The 16,395-nt window shown below is 71.8% G+C and carries 12 protein-coding genes; 3 read left to right on the top strand and 9 right to left on the bottom strand.

From position 1 onward, the window contains the following. Positions 1 to 120 precede the first annotated feature (120 nt). A complete protein-coding gene (locus ACFV9T_RS17395; RefSeq protein WP_385441037.1) occupies positions 121 to 2,244 on the bottom strand; it encodes a type IIA DNA topoisomerase subunit B in 2,124 nt (707 codons plus the stop codon). A gap of 442 nt (positions 2,245 to 2,686) precedes the next feature. Between ACFV9T_RS17395 and ACFV9T_RS17400 the strand changes: the two genes are divergently transcribed. Further along, positions 2,687 to 2,917, top strand: a complete 231-nt coding sequence (locus ACFV9T_RS17400) for a hypothetical protein (RefSeq protein ID WP_123103422.1) — start codon at positions 2,687 to 2,689, stop codon at positions 2,915 to 2,917. A gap of 195 nt (positions 2,918 to 3,112) precedes the next feature. Here ACFV9T_RS17400 and ACFV9T_RS17405 read toward each other — a convergent pair whose 3' ends face one another. From ACFV9T_RS17405 to ACFV9T_RS17430, 6 genes are all read right to left on the bottom strand, one after another. After that, entirely contained in the window at positions 3,113 to 3,943 is an 831-nt protein-coding gene (locus ACFV9T_RS17405; protein WP_385441038.1) for a S1 family peptidase, read from the bottom strand. 210 nt (positions 3,944 to 4,153) lie between these two features. Further along, positions 4,154 to 5,725: an RNA polymerase sigma factor gene (locus ACFV9T_RS17410; protein WP_385441041.1), complete on the bottom strand. Its 1,572-nt coding sequence runs from the start codon at positions 5,723 to 5,725 to the stop codon at positions 4,154 to 4,156. A 409-nt stretch (positions 5,726 to 6,134) separates the two neighbouring features. Next, positions 6,135 to 7,085, bottom strand: coding sequence for a FadR/GntR family transcriptional regulator (locus tag ACFV9T_RS17415; RefSeq protein ID WP_385441043.1), 951 nt, complete (start codon positions 7,083 to 7,085; stop codon positions 6,135 to 6,137). Between the two features lie 119 nt (positions 7,086 to 7,204). Then, positions 7,205 to 9,277: an ATP-binding cassette domain-containing protein gene (locus ACFV9T_RS17420; protein WP_385441044.1), complete on the bottom strand. Its 2,073-nt coding sequence runs from the start codon at positions 9,275 to 9,277 to the stop codon at positions 7,205 to 7,207. A 130-nt stretch (positions 9,278 to 9,407) separates the two neighbouring features. Then, positions 9,408 to 10,169 (bottom strand): NUDIX domain-containing protein, encoded by a 762-nt coding sequence (locus ACFV9T_RS17425; protein ID WP_385441046.1) that lies wholly within the window; start codon positions 10,167 to 10,169, stop codon positions 9,408 to 9,410. 167 nt (positions 10,170 to 10,336) lie between these two features. After that, positions 10,337 to 11,722 (bottom strand): DUF4192 domain-containing protein, encoded by a 1,386-nt coding sequence (locus ACFV9T_RS17430; RefSeq protein WP_385441047.1) that lies wholly within the window; start codon positions 11,720 to 11,722, stop codon positions 10,337 to 10,339. Positions 11,723 to 11,832: 110 nt separating this feature from the next. Here ACFV9T_RS17430 and ACFV9T_RS17435 point away from each other — a divergent pair, with 110 nt between their 5' ends. Both ACFV9T_RS17435 and ACFV9T_RS17440 read left to right on the top strand, forming a co-directional pair. After that, on the top strand, positions 11,833 to 14,022 hold the full coding sequence (locus ACFV9T_RS17435; RefSeq protein WP_385441049.1) for a DEAD/DEAH box helicase: 2,190 nt from the start codon (positions 11,833 to 11,835) through the stop codon (positions 14,020 to 14,022). Positions 14,023 to 14,242: 220 nt separating this feature from the next. Then, positions 14,243 to 14,863 (top strand): hypothetical protein, encoded by a 621-nt coding sequence (locus ACFV9T_RS17440; RefSeq protein WP_385441050.1) that lies wholly within the window; start codon positions 14,243 to 14,245, stop codon positions 14,861 to 14,863. Positions 14,864 to 14,943: 80 nt separating this feature from the next. Here ACFV9T_RS17440 and ACFV9T_RS17445 read toward each other — a convergent pair whose 3' ends face one another. Together ACFV9T_RS17445 and ACFV9T_RS17450 are read right to left on the bottom strand one after the other, a co-directional pair. Beyond that, on the bottom strand, positions 14,944 to 15,600 hold the full coding sequence (locus ACFV9T_RS17445; protein WP_385441052.1) for a hypothetical protein: 657 nt from the start codon (positions 15,598 to 15,600) through the stop codon (positions 14,944 to 14,946). Positions 15,601 to 15,668: 68 nt separating this feature from the next. Further along, the gene (locus tag ACFV9T_RS17450) at positions 15,669 to 16,370 is read right to left on the bottom strand and encodes a ribonuclease HII (RefSeq protein ID WP_385441054.1); all 702 of its coding nucleotides are present in this window, start codon (positions 16,368 to 16,370) and stop codon (positions 15,669 to 15,671) included. Between the last annotated feature and the right edge of the window lie 25 nt (positions 16,371 to 16,395).

The following is a 16,395-nucleotide window of genomic DNA, read 5'->3' on the forward strand; positions in this document are numbered from 1 at the left end:
TAACACCTTTTTTTTTTACTTTTTTTTAAAACACCCGTTTTTGGTGTTGTGTTTTTTTGGGTGTGCAGGCGGCCCCCCCGGGGGGGGGTGGAGGGACGGCCGCCTCAGGTGCTCCGCGACTCAGACGTCGATGCGCGACCGGTCCAGGGTCGCCGCCGAGTTGGTGATGAACTCCTTGCGCGGCGCGACCTCGTTGCCCATCAGCAGGTGGAAGGCCTGCTCGGCGGCCTCCAGGTCGCTGATGTTGATACGCCGCAGGGTGCGGTGGCGCGGGTCCATCGTGGTCTCCGCGAGCTGGTCGGCGTCCATCTCGCCGAGACCCTTGTAGCGCTGGATGCCGTCCTTGTAGCGGACCCCGCGGCGCTCCAGGTCCAGCAGCGTCTCCCGCAGCTCGTTGTCGGAGTACGTGTAGATGTACTTCTCCTGGCCCCGCTTCGGGTTGACCAGCTCCACCCGGTGCAGCGGCGGCACGGCCGAGAAGACCCGCCCCTGCTCCACCATCGGCCGCATGTAGCGCTGGAAGAGGGTGAGCAGCAGACAGCGGATGTGGGCGCCGTCGACATCGGCGTCGGCGAGGAAGATCACCTTGCCGTAGCGGGCCGCGTCGATGTCGAACGTACGGCCCGAACCGGCTCCTATGACCTGGATGATCGATCCGCACTCGGCGTTCTTCAGCATGTCCGAGACGGACGACTTCTGGACGTTGAGGATCTTGCCGCGGATCGGCAGCAGCGCCTGGAACTCGGAGTTCCGGGCGAGCTTGGCCGTACCGAGCGCCGAGTCGCCCTCGACGATGAACAGCTCGCTGCGGTCCACGTCGTCGCTGCGGCAGTCGGCCAGCTTCGCGGGCAGCGAGGAGGACTCCAGCGCGGTCTTGCGGCGCTGCGCCTCCTTGTGCTGGCGGGCCGCGATCCTGGTGCGGGCCGCGGCGACGACCTTCTCCAGGACGGCGCGGGCCTGCTGCTTGGCGTCCCGCTTGGCGGAGGTCAGGAACGCCTTCAGCTCCTTGGCCACCACGTTGGCCACGATCCGGGAGGCGGCCGAGGTGCCCAGCACCTCCTTGGTCTGGCCCTCGAACTGCGGCTCCGCGAGCCGCACGGTCACGACGGCGGTCAGGCCCTCCATGACGTCGTCCTTGACGACGTCGTCCTCCGCGACGCGCAGCAGCTTGGCGGAGCGCAGCACCTCGTTCACGGTCTTGGTGACCGAGCGCTCGAAGCCGGAGACATGCGTGCCGCCCTTGGGGGTGGCGATGATGTTCACGAAGGACTTGGTGGTGGCGTCGTAGCCGGTGCCCCAGCGCAGCGCGATGTCGACGCCCAGCTCCCGGGTGACCTCGGTCGGCGTCATGTGGCCGCGGTCGTCGAGGACCGGCACAGTCTCCTTGAAGGTGCCCTGCCCGGACAGGCGCATCACGTCGCAGACGGCCTTGTCCTGGGCGAGGTACTCGCAGAACTCGCTGATGCCGCCGTCGTAGCGGAACGTCTCCTCGACGGGCCCGTCCCGGCCGTCGAGAGACCGCTCGTCCCGCACGACCAGCGTCAGGCCGGGCACCAGGAAGGCGGTCTGACGGGCGCGGGCGTGCAGGTTCTCCAGGGAGAGCTTGGCGTCCTTGAGGAAGATCTGCCGGTCCGACCAGTAGCGGATGCGGGTGCCGGTGCGGTTCTTGGGAACCCGCTTCCCCTTGAGGAGACCGCCGGAGGGGTCGAAGGGGGCGTCCGTTCCGGATTCGGTGAAGATCCCGGGGACGCCGCGCCGGAAGCTGATCGAATGGGTCTTGCCGTCCCGGTCCACCTCGACGTCGAGACGGCTGGACAGCGCGTTCACCACGGAGGCGCCGACGCCGTGCAGACCGCCGGAGGCCGCGTACGAGCCTCCGCCGAACTTGCCACCGGCGTGCAGCTTGGTCATCACGACCTCGACGCCGGACAGCCCGGTCTTGGGCTCGACGTCGACCGGGATGCCCCGGCCGTTGTCCCGCACCTCGACGGAGCCGTCGTCGTGCAGGTTCACCTCGATGCGGTCACAATAGCCGCCCAAGGCCTCGTCCACCGAGTTGTCGATGATCTCCCAGAGGCAGTGCATGAGACCGCGGCTGTCGGTCGATCCGATGTACATACCGGGGCGCTTGCGCACCGCCTCGAGCCCCTCGAGGACGAGAAGGTGCCGCGCGGTGTAGTTGGATCCGCCCCGGTCTGCTCCGGTGAGCAGCGCAGTGGACGGCACGGACGTGTCGGCGGTCACGCGGTTCGCTCCTCGCTGAATTTCTGTTGGCCCGACTATGGGCACGATGGTGGCACGGGTCGCCCGTCAGAGCGTACCGAGGCCTGATAGAGCCTTCGTGCCGCCACCCGTGAAACGACCATCCTAGTCCAGAGAACGCCCGTTTCGCTCGTACGTTCGATAGCCCGTTTGGCGTGAAGCACACATCACGTTCCCTTGGAGGCATGAACCATTTAGGCTCCGGGCACGTCCTCATGAACAACCGGCAACCCGGCCGGGAGGACAAAACCCGACAAGCGACGTGAATCCGTAAACCAACGCAATACGGCTCATTCGCCGCCAACCGTCACCATCCGGCCCACTCAGAAGCAATTTTTGAGAAAAAGCCACGAGCGGGAACGATATCGGGCTGGTTGGATGTTGACCCTGGTACGACAGCTCGTCGAGCTAGAGAAGAGGCGACGTGACTACTGTTCTGACCCCCGCGAGCCCGCTGACGGCCGCTGACCGCTGCGACCGCTGCGGCGCCCAGGCATACCTGCGCGTCGTCCTGATGAGCGGCGGTGAACTGCTCTTCTGCGCCCACCACGGACGCAAGTTCGAGCCGGAACTCAAGAAGATCGCCGCGGAAATACAGGACGAGACCGAGCGGCTGACCGCTGCTCCGGCGTCTGCGTCGGACGACGAACGCTGACGCCTCGCGCCACGACGACGAGCGAAGCCGGCCAAGGGCCGGATGTCGGGCGGCCCGCCCCAGCCAGGGGAGGGCCGCCCGCGCTCGTGTCGCGGCCCACCTTCCCCTTCCCGCCCCGGAGACCCTCCCGGACCTCCCGGCGGGCCTCCTCGAAGGCCTCCGGCCGGGTCTGAGGCGCCCGTCCATCCGGCCGTCTCAGGCATGCGCGGCCACCAGCGACACCACCGCCGAGATCCGTGTGTAGACGCCCGGCCGCCCGGCCACCGCACAGCCGCTCCCCCAGGACACCAGGCCCACCAGCCGCCCCCCGGCGACCAGCGGACCCCCGCTGTCCCCCTGGCAGGCGTCCCGGCCACCCCCCGGAACCCCGGCACAGACCATCGAAGCCGACTGGTAATCACCCTCCGCGTTGCCGGGATAGGCGCTCCGGCACGTCGAGTCGGCCAGGATGCGCACCTCGGTGGCCCGCAGCGTCAGCGCGTAGCTGCCGTCACCGTCCGTGTCGCCCCAGCCGTACACCAGCGCATGGCCCCCGACCCGGTACCCCGGATCCCCGGCCCGCGCCATCGGGATGACGTAGGCGGGCGGCAGCGGCCGCCCCAGGGTGAGCACCGCGAGATCACCGGCCCGGTCGTCGGCCTGGTAGGCCGGATTGACCCACACCTTCGCCGGTGCCATCTCCACCCCGCGGGCCCCCTGCAGATCGTTACGGCCGACGATCACCCGAAGGTCCCGTACCTCCTGCCACTTCTTGCCCAGTACCGTCCGGCTCAGGCAGTGCGCCGCCGTGATGACCTTCGTGGGGGCCACCGCCACACCCCCGCAGAACTGCCCCGAGCGCTTCGCTCCGAACAGCTCACGGCTGGCCAGCGCGATCGCCCAGGGCGCCTCGGCCGTACGGACCCGGTGTCCGCCCACCACGGCACGGTCGGCCGTCGCCGGGGCGGGCGCGACGAGCAGCAGCGCGAGCGCGGCGGCGAGCAGCATGGCGGAGCGGGTGGAGAACGAGGGCAGCGACCTACGCATGCAGCCTCCTGACCGTACGGGGCGAGTCGCCCACCCAGCGTCACCCCGCCCGGCGCGGTCCGCATCCTGGGGTGGTCCAACCGGGGTGGCCGGTCCTCGGCCAACCGGGTGGTTCACTCCAAGGCCAGCCCTCGGGCAGCGCGAAGGCCGGGCCCTCCGAAGAGAGACCCGGCCTTCGTGTGGCGCTGTGCGCTGCGGTGGTGGCCCGTCTTAGTCCAGGTAGTCCCGGAGGACCTGGGAGCGGGACGGGTGGCGCAGCTTCGACATGGTCTTGGACTCGATCTGGCGGATGCGCTCACGCGTCACGCCATAGACCTTGCCGATCTCGTCGAGCGTCTTCGGCTGACCGTCGGTGAGGCCGAAGCGCATGGACACTACGCCCGCCTCGCGCTCGCTGAGCGTGTCGAGCACCGAGTGCAGCTGCTCCTGGAGCAGCGTGAAGCTCACGGCGTCGGCCGGGACGACGGCCTCGGAGTCCTCGATGAGGTCACCGAATTCGCTGTCGCCGTCCTCACCCAGCGGGGTGTGCAGAGAGATCGGCTCACGGCCGTACTTCTGGACCTCGATGACCTTTTCAGGGGTCATGTCCAGCTCCTTGGCCAGCTCCTCCGGGGTGGGCTCACGGCCCAGGTCCTGGAGCATCTGACGCTGCACCCGCGCGAGCTTGTTGATGACCTCGACCATGTGCACCGGGATACGGATGGTGCGGGCCTGGTCGGCCATGGCGCGCGTGATCGCCTGGCGGATCCACCAGGTGGCGTACGTCGAGAACTTGTAGCCCTTGGTGTAGTCGAACTTCTCGACGGCGCGGATCAGACCCAGGTTGCCCTCCTGGATCAGGTCCAGGAAGAGCATGCCGCGGCCGGTGTAGCGCTTGGCCAGGGAGACCACCAGACGGAGGTTGGCCTCCAGGAGGTGGTTCTTGGCGCGGCGGCCGTCCTCGGCGATGATCTCCAGCTCGCGCTTGAGCTTGGGGGCGAGCTTGTCGGAGTTGGCGAGCTTGTCCTCGGCGAACAGACCGGCCTCGATCCGCTTCGCCAGCTCGACCTCCTGCTCGGCGTTGAGCAGCGGGACCTTACCGATCTGCTTCAGGTAGTCCTTGACCGGGTCGGCCGTGGCACCGGCTGCGGCGACCTGCTGCGCCGGGGCGTCGTCCTCGTCCTCGTCGGAGAGCACGAAGCCCGCGTTCTCCGGCTCGGGCTCGGCACCCTCGGGGGTCGGCTTGCCCGGCGCCGGCACCTCCTCGATGACGTCCTCGGCCTCGAGGATCTCGTCGGTGACGTCCTTCTTGGTGGTCGTCTTCTTCGCGACCGTCTTCTTGGCCGCGGCCGTCTTCTTCACCGCCGCCTTCTTGGCGGTGGTCTTCTTGGCGGCGGCCTTCTTCGCGGGAGCCGCCGAGGCATCCTCGGCCGGGCCGCCCGCGGCGGTCGCGGGGGCGGCCGGAGCGGCGGGGGCCTTCTTGGCGGCGACCGTCTTGGCCGCGACGGTCTTGGTGGCGGTGCGCTTTGCCGGGCTCTTCGCTGCGACGCTCTTGCGGGTGCGCTTGGGCGCCTCTGCGGCACTGACCATCAGCGTCACACCCTCCTCGTCGAGGATCTGGTTGAGGCTGCGCAGAACGTTCTTCCACTGGGTTGGCGGAATCTGGTCAGCCTCGAAGGCCCGACGCACGTCATCGCCGGCGATCTGCCCCTCAGCCTTTCCCCGCTCGATGAGCGCCATGACAGACTCGGATTCGGCGATCTCCGGCGGGAGCGTACGGGATGTGCTGGCCGACACGAACAACCTCTCGGAACGTTGGAAACGGCTTCCGGCCCCGTCCGCTGTGGACCGGAGCCGACGACCGCCGGCAGGGATGAACCGACGGCGCGCGGGCGGAGTGCGGAGAAGTACAGCGTCGCGACCGACATCCGTATTCCCTCCGCGGCTGCCACCTCTTTAATCATCGCGCTGCCCCAAAGAGCGTTACGCCCAATCGTCGTGGCCCGAGTCACACCACATATCGGTCTTAATACCCACCCAACGGGACAGATAACTCCGAGTCGATCACCCACTGCCCCCCGGGCGGCTCTCCCGGTCCGCCCGAACTGCGTCTCATGCCACGTCCCGCGCTGTCACACTTTCCGCGCCGCGCCGCCGAACCCGCGGCCGGGATCCGGCGACGCCGCTCCGTACGCCGACAGGCCGGGCCGGGTCAGTGCTCGCGCGGCGCGGGCACCCCGACCTCGGCGTGATCGAGGTCCGGGTGGACGGTCAGAAGCTGGCGCATCGCCCCTTCGGCCGCCGCGGCGTCGCCCGACCCGACCGCCTCGACGATCCGGCGGTGGTGGCCGACGCTCGCCTCGGTGAGCCGGTCACAGCCGCTGGCCTGGGAGCCGGAGACGTGGAGGGCGGCGGCGACGATGCCCGCCAGGTGCTCCAGCATCCGGTTGCCCCCGACCTGGAGCAGCAGGGCGTGGAACTCGGCGTCGGCGCGGGAGAAGGTGAGGGTGTCGCCCTGGGTCAGCGAGTGCCCCATGATCTCGGCCATGTCGGCCAGCCGCTGCTGCACGTCCTCACGGCCGTGCCCCGCGGCGAGGCGAGCCGCGAGCGGCTCGATCGTCCAGCGCAGCTCGCACAGCTCGCGGCGCTGGTCGTCGCGCTGTGGCCCGAAGGCGCGCCACTCGATGATGTCCGGATCCAGCAGGTTCCAGTCGCTGACCGGGCGGACCCGGGTGCCGACGTTGGGGCGGGCGCTGACGAGGCCCTTGGCCTCGAGGACGCGCAGCGATTCCCGGACGACGGTGCGGGAGACCTCGAAGCGCTGGCCGATCTCCTCCGGGACCAGCGGGCGGTCCGCGCCCAGGTCGCCGGAGACGATCATCTGGCCGAGCTGCTGGACGAGTTGGCCGTGCAGCCCGCGGCCCCGGTTGCCGGCCGTGCGACGGCCCACCCGGCCGATCTCCGCGTCCGCGCCGTCCCAGGAGGGGGCGCTGCCGCGGTCGGCGCCGGGGGCGTCGGCGTAGGAGTAGCGGTCAAGCTCGCCCGAGCCGGCGAGGCCGGAGTCGGCGGGGCGAGCCGCGGTCATGGTGGTGTGCGCAAGGGTACTCACGCATCCTTTGTCGGCGACGCTCCGGAGGCCCTTGAGGTCTTTGGTGAAAAGCACACGAAAGGGTGATCGCCCATTACCTCACAATTGACGCTGATTCGGACAGAAAGCAGCACCCTTCACCGAAGTCGCGACCACTTCATGAGCCGCATCCGCACAACCACTTCCGGGGCCGCCTACGGGCGGGCTCTTCTGCCGCGCAGCCCGGTGAGGGCGTAGGCGAACAGCAGCACCGCGACCGACAGCATCAGGGCCTGCCCCACGGGCTGGCCCGCGAGCCGCAGCACGGCCGCCACTCCCCGGTTGAGCACGGACGGCGGACGGTCCAGCGCCACGGCGCGCAGCCGGTGCGGCAGCGCGACGAGCGCGTGCAGCGAAGGCTCCTCCATCGCGCGCCGGACCACGGGAACCGCCAGGATCGGCACCGCGAGGAGCGTGGCCAGCCCGAGCGCGGTGGACCGGAAGACGCCCGCGGCGAGCAGTCCGGCCCACGAGCAGCCGATGGTGAGGCCGAAAACGCTCGCCATCAGCACCGGCCAGTCGCTCGGAAGCGGCACCGCGTCCCCGCCGACGAGCAGCAGCAGCGCCGCGCTGTCGAGGACGATGGCGCCGAGCGACAGCAGCGTGGCACCGACCGCGCAGACGACGAACTTGGCCGCCAGCAGACCGATCTGGTGCGGTACGGCGTCCCGGGCGGGGGCCAGCGCCGGATAGCGGAACTCATCGCCGAAGGCGAGGGCGCCCAGCAGCCCGGCGGCGATCGCGATGGGCGGCAGCGGGAGGTCGGCGGGCCAGCCGGTGAGCCGGTGCAGCTCCCCGGCGCCGCCCTCACGGGCGAGGAGAACCGAGGCGAGGAGCGAGATGGCGAGCGCCACGGCACCGATCAGCCAGCCGCTCCGCACTCCGGTGGCGCGGCGCAGTTCGTAGCGCATCGGCCAGGCGGGGCCGGGGAGCCGGAGCCTGTGGAGCACCCGGGGCGCCGTGGCCTCGGGGTCGCGGGCGCGGACTCCCGCGGGGGTCGCGGGCCCCAGGTCGGCGGTCTCCTCGACCAGCCGGTGCACCACGATGCCGTGGCGGTAGGCGGCCTCGCCGACGGAGGCGCCGGGGAGGCCGTAGACGGAGATGCGGGTTTCGTCGTCCCGCACCACGGAGAACGGGTCGGCGACCGGCTCCTCCTCGGCCTCGGGCTCCGGGTCGGCCACCACGGCACTCGTGGGGGCCGCGGCGGCGGGCGCCGGAACAGGGACCGTGGCGGGGACAGGTACGGGGACGGGGCCCGTGACGGGCTCGGCATCCGCCTCGGGAACGCTCACCCCCGTGGGCACGGCGTCGCCCTCGGCCTTCCCCGTGTCCTTGGCCCGGCCCAGGCCGCCGATCCTGGCCTTCACCTTGGCCTTGACCTTGATCCCGGCCTTGCCCTCCCCCTCCGCCGCGGCCTCTTCCGCCTCGGCGTGAGCCGCCGCTTCGGCCGCCGCCGCACGCTCCGCCCGCCGCTCGGCCTCCGCCGCCTCCCGGAGGGCGTGCGCCTCGTCCTCCAGGACGGCGGCCAGCCGCCCGGCGAGCGGTGAGCGGACGACGATGCGGGGACGCAGCCGGGTACGGGCGAACTCGTCGACCGGCTGATCGGCCACCAGCCGACCCGCTTCCAGGGTGAGGACGCGGTCCGCGACCCGGGTGACCCCTTCGGCGTCCTCGGCGGTGATCAGCACGGCCCCGCCCTGTTCGGCGAATCCGCGCAGCAGTCCGTTGAGCCAGTCGGTCTCACGGGCCGACAGACCCCGGCCCGGTTCGTCCAGCATCAGGGTGTGCGGATCTCCGAGCAGCGCGGTGGCGATGGCGAGGCGACGCTCCATCCCGAGGGCCAGGTCGCCGAGGCGCTCGTCCGCCAGGTCGGTGAGGCCGACGACGTCGAGGACGACATCGGCGCGGGCGGCGGGCACCCCGGCCGCGGCTCCGAGCATTCTCAGATGACCGCGCACGGTGCGTCCCGGATGGCCCGGGACATCGTCGAGGAGGACGCCGATCTCACGGGCCGGGCGCCGGATGCGGTGCAGGGGGCGACCCCGGAAGAACACGGAGCCGTGACCCCGGTCGAGCTGCAGCAGCAGCCGCAAGGTGCTGGTCTTTCCGGCGCCCGGGCCGCCGAGCAGGGCGGTGACACGGCCCGGCGGGGCCTCGAACGTGAGGTCGTCGATGGCGGGCGCGTGGTTGCGGCGGCGGGCGCTGGTCAGTCCGGTGGCCTGGATCATGGCTTCTCCCGCGGGGCATGGAACCGCTCGGTGGCACGTGGGGACTGGTGACGTACCGGAGCACGGTAACCCGCTATGTCCTATTTCGTCGGCACATACACCCCCTGACGAGTCGTCGTGTCACAGGCCGTCACACCTCGGGACGCAGCATGGGCGGATTGAGCAGCGTGGCGCCCCCGGCCCGGAACAGCTGAGCGGGCCGCCCGCCCTGACGGGTCGTCGTGCCCCCGGTGGGCACCAGGAACCCCGGGGTTCCGGTGACCTTGCGGTGGAAGTTCCGCGGGTCCAGGGCCACGCCCCACACCGCCTCGTACACCCGGCGCAGCTCGCCGACCGTGAACTCCTGGGGGCAGAAGGCCGTGGCCAGCGAGGAGTACTCGATCTTGGAGCGGGCGCGCTCGACGCCGTCCGCCAGGATGCGGGCGTGGTCGAAGGCGAGCGGGGCGGCCAGGTCCGCGTCCCGGCCGAAGGCCCCTTCCTGGTCGAGGAGCGACTCGACCGGGGCCCAGCGGACGCTGTGGGCGTCTCCCCCGGGCCGGGGTGCGGGCAGGTCGGGAGCCAGCGCCAGATGCGCGACGCTGACCACCCGCATCCTGGGATCCCGCTTCGGGTCGCCGTAGGTGGCGAGCTGTTCGAGGTGGGCCGCGTTCGGTGGAACCGGGAGCGCCGGGTCATGGGCGAGCAGCCCGGTCTCCTCGGCCAGCTCCCGGGCCGCGGCGGCGGTCAGGTCCTCGTCGGCACGTACGAAACCGCCGGGCAGCGCCCATCGCCCCTTGAAGGGCGGCTCGCCGCGACGGACGGCCAACGCACAGAGCGCGTGCCGCCGCACGGTGAGCACGACCAGATCCACGGTGACGGCGAAAGCCGGGAAGGCCGATGGGTCGTAGGGCATGAGTCGATCATAGTCGTCTGCCTGACGATAATCAGGCCGTTGAGCATGATCGGCAATGTTCCCGAAACCGCTCTCCCAGGCGTTTTCCCGTGCGGCCCTCGCACCTCCTTCCGTATGGGGCGATCACATGCGAGGCGTTCCTGACGGTCCGTCCGGCGCCGCCCTGGTCAGCGGCGGCTGCGCGTGCCGCGCCCGCCCGTCCTGCGCCGGGTCCGCGCCCTGCCCTCCGGCCTGCGCCTGGCACCGGACGCGCCCGGTCCGGTCGGGCCGCCGGGTCCGGTGGTGCGACCGGGCCATCGCCGCCCGGTCCGCTCCGGAACCCCTGTGCCGTCCGCCTCCGCCTCGGCTCCCGCAGTCTCTGGGGCCGTCTCGGCCGCCCTGCCGTCGAGCCGCCGCAGCTCCTCGTGCACGGCGGCGTGCACCGCGTGGTCCGCACCGTCCCGGCGCAGACACTGGCGCAACAGCTCGGGATCGAGCCCCTCGTTGCACGCCTGATGGAGCAGCTTGGCGAAGAGGTAGTGCGGATCGACGCGCAGCGCCCGGCCGAGCGCGACCCGGGCCGAGGGCTCGTCACCGGACGACCAGGCGACCCAGCCCGCGAGGGTGAGCGGGGCCGCGGCGTGCTCTCCGTACGAGCCGACACAGCGGCGGGCCAGGGCGCGCCACAGCCGCAGCGCCGCCTCGGCGTCCGGTCCCTCCATCCACTGGGCGGCCCGGTCACGCGCCACCCGGTCCTGCAGCCCGATGATCACCGAGGCGGCTTCCTCCACATCCAGCAGGCCGTCGTCGCGGACATCGGCCGCGCCCGGATCGGCGATCGGCGGCGCGCCCCGCAGGCGCTCCAGCATCCGGCGCGCGAGACCTAAGGTCTCCTCCCGCACGGCGGGACCGTCCACACCTCCCAGAATCCTCGGTACGAGCCGGCCCCCCGCCGTGTCCAGAGCCCGCTCCTGCCCGTCGGCGCGGGCCCCGGAGAACGGCGCGAGCCGGGCCTCCATCTCGCGCAGCGAACCGCGCACCCGCACCCCCGCGAAGGTCGCCGCCGCGGCCATCACCGAAGTGCCCGGCAGGGCGAGCGGCACCCCCTCCGGCGGACAACAGCGCCGGTCGGGACAGACATACGACCAGAACCGGCCGCCGGAAATGCACAGCGCCTCGAAGACCGGCACCTCGAAGCCGCCGCACGCGGTGCGCAGGCGCTGGGCGAGAGGCCGCAGCCGCTCCATCACATCCCGCCCGGACTCGCCCTCGGCAGGCTCCTGGCACAGGAACAGCACGATCCCATCGGGCCGGTCGCCGCGCCGCTCGCTGCCCCCGATCAGGCACTCGGCGAGCTGATCGCACACCTCGGGCCACTCCTCGCGGACGCCGGGGATGCCGAGCCGGAGTCTGCCGCCGAACCGGCCGCGCGGTCCGTGCAACGCGATCATCACGACGCTGTCGTCGGGGTGGAAGCCCAGCACATAGGGCAGGGCGTCGGCCAGCTCGGCGGGGCTGCGGAGGGTGACCTGCTCCTGGCCGGACAGGCCGGCCGTGTCGTTGTCTCGAGTCATGACCAGACGGTCCCTCAGCCCCGTCGGCTCCGCCAGCCCTGTGGATAACGTTATCCACAGGCCGCGGGCCCCGTTCGCGCGTTGTCGGTGGGATCGGGTTGCATGGGGGCATGAGCGACGAAGATCTGCGTATCTCGGCCGACCGCGTCCTGGCCCGCCTCGTCGGGGACACCACCGGCTCCGCGCGGCTGCGGGAGGATCAATGGCGGGCCATCGAGGCGCTGGTCGCCGACCGCCGCCGGGCGCTGGTCGTGCAGCGCACCGGCTGGGGCAAGTCCGCAGTGTATTTCGTCGCCACCGCGCTGCTGCGCGAGCGCGGCAGCGGCCCGACCGTGATCGTCTCCCCGCTGCTGGCGCTGATGCGCAACCAGGTCGAGGCCGCGGCGCGCGCCGGTATCCGCGCCCGCACCATCAACTCCGCGAACGCCGAGGAGTGGGACACCATCCAGGCGGAGGTGGCCGCGGGTGAGGTGGATGTGCTGCTGGTGAGCCCCGAGCGGCTCAACAACCCCGATTTCCGCGATCAGGTGCTGCCCCGACTCGCCGCCGCCACCGGGCTGCTGGTCGTCGACGAGGCACACTGCATCTCCGACTGGGGCCATGACTTCCGTCCCGACTACCGCAGGCTGCGCACCATGCTGGCCGACCTCCCCCGGGGCGTGCCCGTGCTGGCCACGACGGCGACGGCCAACGCCCGGGTGACCGCGGATGTGGCCGAGCAGCTGGGCACGGGCGGCCGCGAGAAGCCGGGCGACGACGAGGGGAGCGCGCGGGCGCTGGTGCTGCGCGGGCCGCTGGACCGGGAGAGCCTGAGCCTGGGCGTGCTGCCTCTGCCGGACGCCGCGCACCGGCTCGCCTGGCTCGCCGACCACCTCCACGAGCTGCCGGGCTCCGGGATCGTCTACACCCTCACCGTCGCCGCGGCCGAGGAAGTGACCGCTTTTCTGCGGCAGCGCGGCCACACCGTCGCCTCCTACACCGGCAAGACGGAAAACGCGGACCGCCAGCAGGCCGAGGAGGACCTCCTGGCGAACCGGGTGAAGGCGCTGGTCGCCACCTCGGCGCTGGGCATGGGCTTCGACAAGCCGGATCTCGGCTTCGTGGTGCACCTCGGTTCGCCCTCCTCCCCCATCGCCTACTACCAGCAGGTCGGCCGCGCCGGGCGCGGTGTGGAGCACGCCGAGGTGCTGCTGCTGCCGGGCCGCGAGGACGAGGCGATCTGGCGCTATTTCGCCTCGCTCGCCTTCCCGCCCGAGGAGCAGGTGCGCCGCACACTCGACGTCCTGGCGGCGGCGGACCGGCCCGTGTCCCTGCCCGCCCTGGAGCCGCAGGTCGAGCTGCGGCGGTCGCGTCTGGAAACGATGCTCAAGGTGCTCGACGTGGACGGGGCGGTGCGGCGGGTGCGCGGCGGCTGGACGGCCACCGGCCGGCCCTGGACCTACGACGCCGAGCGGTACGCGTGGGTGGCGCGCCAGCGCGAGGCGGAGCAGCAGGCGATGCGCGACTACGCCTCGACGGCCGCATGCAGGATGGAGTTCCTGCGGCAGCAGCTGGACGACGAGAAGGCGGCGCCCTGCGGTCGCTGTGACAACTGCGCGGGGGCCAGGTTCACCACCGAGGTGTCCGACGCCTCCCTCGACGCGGCGCGCGGTGAGCTGGGACGGCCCGGTGTGGAGGTGGAGCCGCGCCGCATGTGGCCGACCGGGCTGCCCGCGGTCGGCGTCGACCTCAAGGGGCGCATTCCGGCGGGCGAGCAGGCCGCGACCGGCCGGGGACTCGGCCGCCTCTCCGACATCGGCTGGGGAAACCGGCTGCGACCGCTGCTCGCACCGCAGGCTCCGGACACCCAGGTTCCCGACGATGTGGCGAGCGCGGTGGTGACCGTCCTCGCGGACTGGGCCAAGGGCCCCGGCGGATGGGCATCGGGCGCCCCGGACGCACCGGCCCGTCCGGTGGGTGTGGTCGCGGTCGCCTCGCACACCCGGCCCCAGCTCATCCAGAGCCTCGCCGAGCGGATCGCCGCCACCGGCCGGATGCCCCTGCTGGGCACCGTCTCGTACCACGACACCGAGGCGGATACCCGCGTGCCGCGCACCAACAGCGCACAGCGGCTGCGGGCGCTGCACGGGGCGCTGACCGTGCCGCCCGCACTGGCGGAGGCCCTTGCCGAGGCCGGTGGCCCGGTACTGCTCGTCGATGACCTGGCAGACACCGGCTGGACGCTGGCCGTCGCGGCCCGGCTGCTCCGGCGGGCCGGTGCGGCCGCGGTGTTTCCGCTGGTCCTCGCCGTGCAGGGCTGAGTCACGGCGGTGTCCGGGAGGGGGTGAGGAATTTAGGAGGCACATCGCCGCAAACCGGCCGGGTGTGGCACCTGCTCATTGCCGCACGCGAGCGCTTCCCGCAAGAATTGTCAGAAGCTCCCCGCGCCGGTCCTCTCTTGGTCCTGACGGGGCCGTGTCGTGGTGTGCGCCCGCGCCCGACCCTCGCACGGACCATGGGCGCGCAGACGAAGGGAGGACTGTGACCTTCGGCTTCGCTCCGCCGCCGTCCGCCGATCCCGCTGTCCGGCTGGGCCGGATGCTCGAACCCGCCGAATGGGCCGCCGCGGGCATTCCGCTGCTGCGCAATCCGCGTGAGGTCGTTCTCGGGCTGCACAGCCGCCATCTGCCGACTCCCTCGACAGCCGTCGTCGCGGTCCTCGATCCGGAGGAACGCCTCACGGCAAGCGCCTCGTTCAGCCAGCACGGCTCCGCCGCACCCGACGGATGGGAGTTCCGCAACGCGCTCCTGGCGCGGCTGCGCCGGGTGATCCCGCACGATCTGCGGCGCCGCTCACCGGTCCGCACCGCCGTGCTGCTCTACTGCCGCGAGGGTGAGAGCCGGTGGACGGAGGAGGACGGCGCCTGGATGTGGGGGCTGCGGGATGCCTGCACCCTGCACGGGTTGCGCTGTGGTGCGTACATCACGCTGACCCGGGAAGGCTGGCAGGTCCTGGGAGAGGGGCGGGGCGGCCGTCGGCCGCACTCCGCTTCGCTCCGGACCGCACTGGAGATCGCTCCCGCGCCCGAGGGCGACGCGGCGCCCCTGCCGCGGCCCCTGGACAGGGCACACGAGGTGCTGCGCCGCTCAGCGGCCGTGTGACCGCCGGCCGTCCGGACGCCGGACAGCTCCTTGACGAGCGTCAGGGGCTGCCGGGCACCGGGCGTACGGGAAGTGCGGAATCAGACGCCCGCGGTCATGAGGGTGTTGATGCGCTGCGGGTCACCGCAGACGATCAGCAGCGCCGAGGCACGGCTCATCGCCTGGGGCAGTGCGCCGGCCACGGCATCATCCGACCCGCCGTTGACCGCGACGACCACGACCGAACGGCCCTTGGGACGGTCGGCCTCCGCGGCGGCGTAGAAGACGTCGTCACCGGCGTCGTGCTGCGCCCAGTAGGACGCCTCGCCGAAGGACAACTCGTGTGCCGCCCACGGATGCTGGCCCCCGGTGGTCAGCACCAGGATGTCGCCTGGCGCCCGGCCGGAATCCAGCAGCAGGTCGACCGCCTCGTCCGCCGCGTCCAGGGCGCCGTCCACCGGGGCGGGGATCAGCTGGATCTGGGGCGCGGCCGTCGAAGCGGGAGCGGTCGTGGCAGCCGAGGCCGCCGGTGCGGTCGGCGCGGGCTTCGCCGCGTCGCTCGTGGTGCGCTGCGACGGTGCCGACGAGGTCCCGGCGGGACCACGGTTCGGGCCGGGGCTGCCGGGTCGCCGCGGGGCGGGCCGGGGGCCGGGACCAGGGACAGGACGAGGGGTCGGCGCGGTGCGGCCTGCGGCCGGTGTCGCGCGAGGACCCGGGACACTCTCGTGAATCTGAGGCTCCTCGGGGATGAGAGGCATGGGCTGATGTCTATCAAACGTCGGTGCGAGTCGCACCAGCGGGTGGTGGTTTGGACCGGTCGGTCTGCTCAGAAGTCGAAGCCGAGTTGGCCGCCGACCTCCAGCTCGACCGGTCCAGGTGTCGTGCGCACGCGCTTGAGATGCCGCCAGCGGGGCAGCCCGTCCAGGTAGGCCCAGGACAGCCGGTGGTGGGGCGTGGGCCCCTGTTCCCGCAGGGCGGCGCGGTGCACGGGCGACGGATATCCGGCGTTGTCCCCGAACCGGAAGTCCGCGTGCGCGTCTCCCAGTTCGGCCATCAACGCGTCCCGCCGCACCTTGGCGATCACGGAGGCGGCAGCGACGGCCACACAGGACTGATCGCCCTTGATGACCGTGCGGACCCTCCACGGAGCGCCGAGGTAGTCGTGCTTGCCATCGAGGATCACCGCGTCCGGACGGACGGGCAGCCCGTCGAGAGCCCGGGTCGCGGCGAGCCGGAGGGCGGCCGTCATCCCCAGATCGTCGATCTCCTCGGGTGAGGAGTGACCCAGGGCGTGCGCGGTGACCCACGACTCCAATTCGCGCGCCAGCTCCGTGCGCCTCTTGGGGCTCAGCAGCTTGGAGTCCGTGAGCCCGGTCGGCGGGCGCCGCAGACCGGTGACCGCCGCGCAGACCGTCACCGGGCCCGCCCAAGCCCCTCGCCCGACCTCGTCGACACCGACGACGATCTTGGCTCCTGTCGTGGCGCGGAGCGAGCGCTCGACACTGTGGGTGGGCGGTTGGTAGGCCATGGCGAGGACAACATTACGCCGCTCA

Source organism: Streptomyces sp. NPDC059850, from assembly GCF_042731515.1.
Lineage (GTDB): Bacteria > Actinomycetota > Actinomycetes > Streptomycetales > Streptomycetaceae > Streptomyces.

Excerpts from the sequence above, each read along its gene's own strand:
- ACFV9T_RS17405 (WP_385441038.1), bottom strand. The coding sequence starts at position 3,943 with ATGCGTAGGTCGCTGCCCTCGTTCTCCACCCGCTCCGCCATGCTGCTC.
- ACFV9T_RS17420 (WP_385441044.1), bottom strand. The coding sequence starts at position 9,277 with ATGATCCAGGCCACCGGACTGACCAGCGCCCGCCGCCGCAACCACGCG.
- ACFV9T_RS17425 (WP_385441046.1), bottom strand. The coding sequence starts at position 10,169 with ATGCCCTACGACCCATCGGCCTTCCCGGCTTTCGCCGTCACCGTGGAT.
- ACFV9T_RS17430 (WP_385441047.1), bottom strand. The coding sequence starts at position 11,722 with ATGACTCGAGACAACGACACGGCCGGCCTGTCCGGCCAGGAGCAGGTC.
- ACFV9T_RS17435 (WP_385441049.1), top strand. The coding sequence starts at position 11,833 with ATGAGCGACGAAGATCTGCGTATCTCGGCCGACCGCGTCCTGGCCCGC.
- ACFV9T_RS17445 (WP_385441052.1), bottom strand. The coding sequence starts at position 15,600 with ATGCCTCTCATCCCCGAGGAGCCTCAGATTCACGAGAGTGTCCCGGGT.
- ACFV9T_RS17450 (WP_385441054.1), bottom strand. The coding sequence starts at position 16,370 with ATGGCCTACCAACCGCCCACCCACAGTGTCGAGCGCTCGCTCCGCGCC.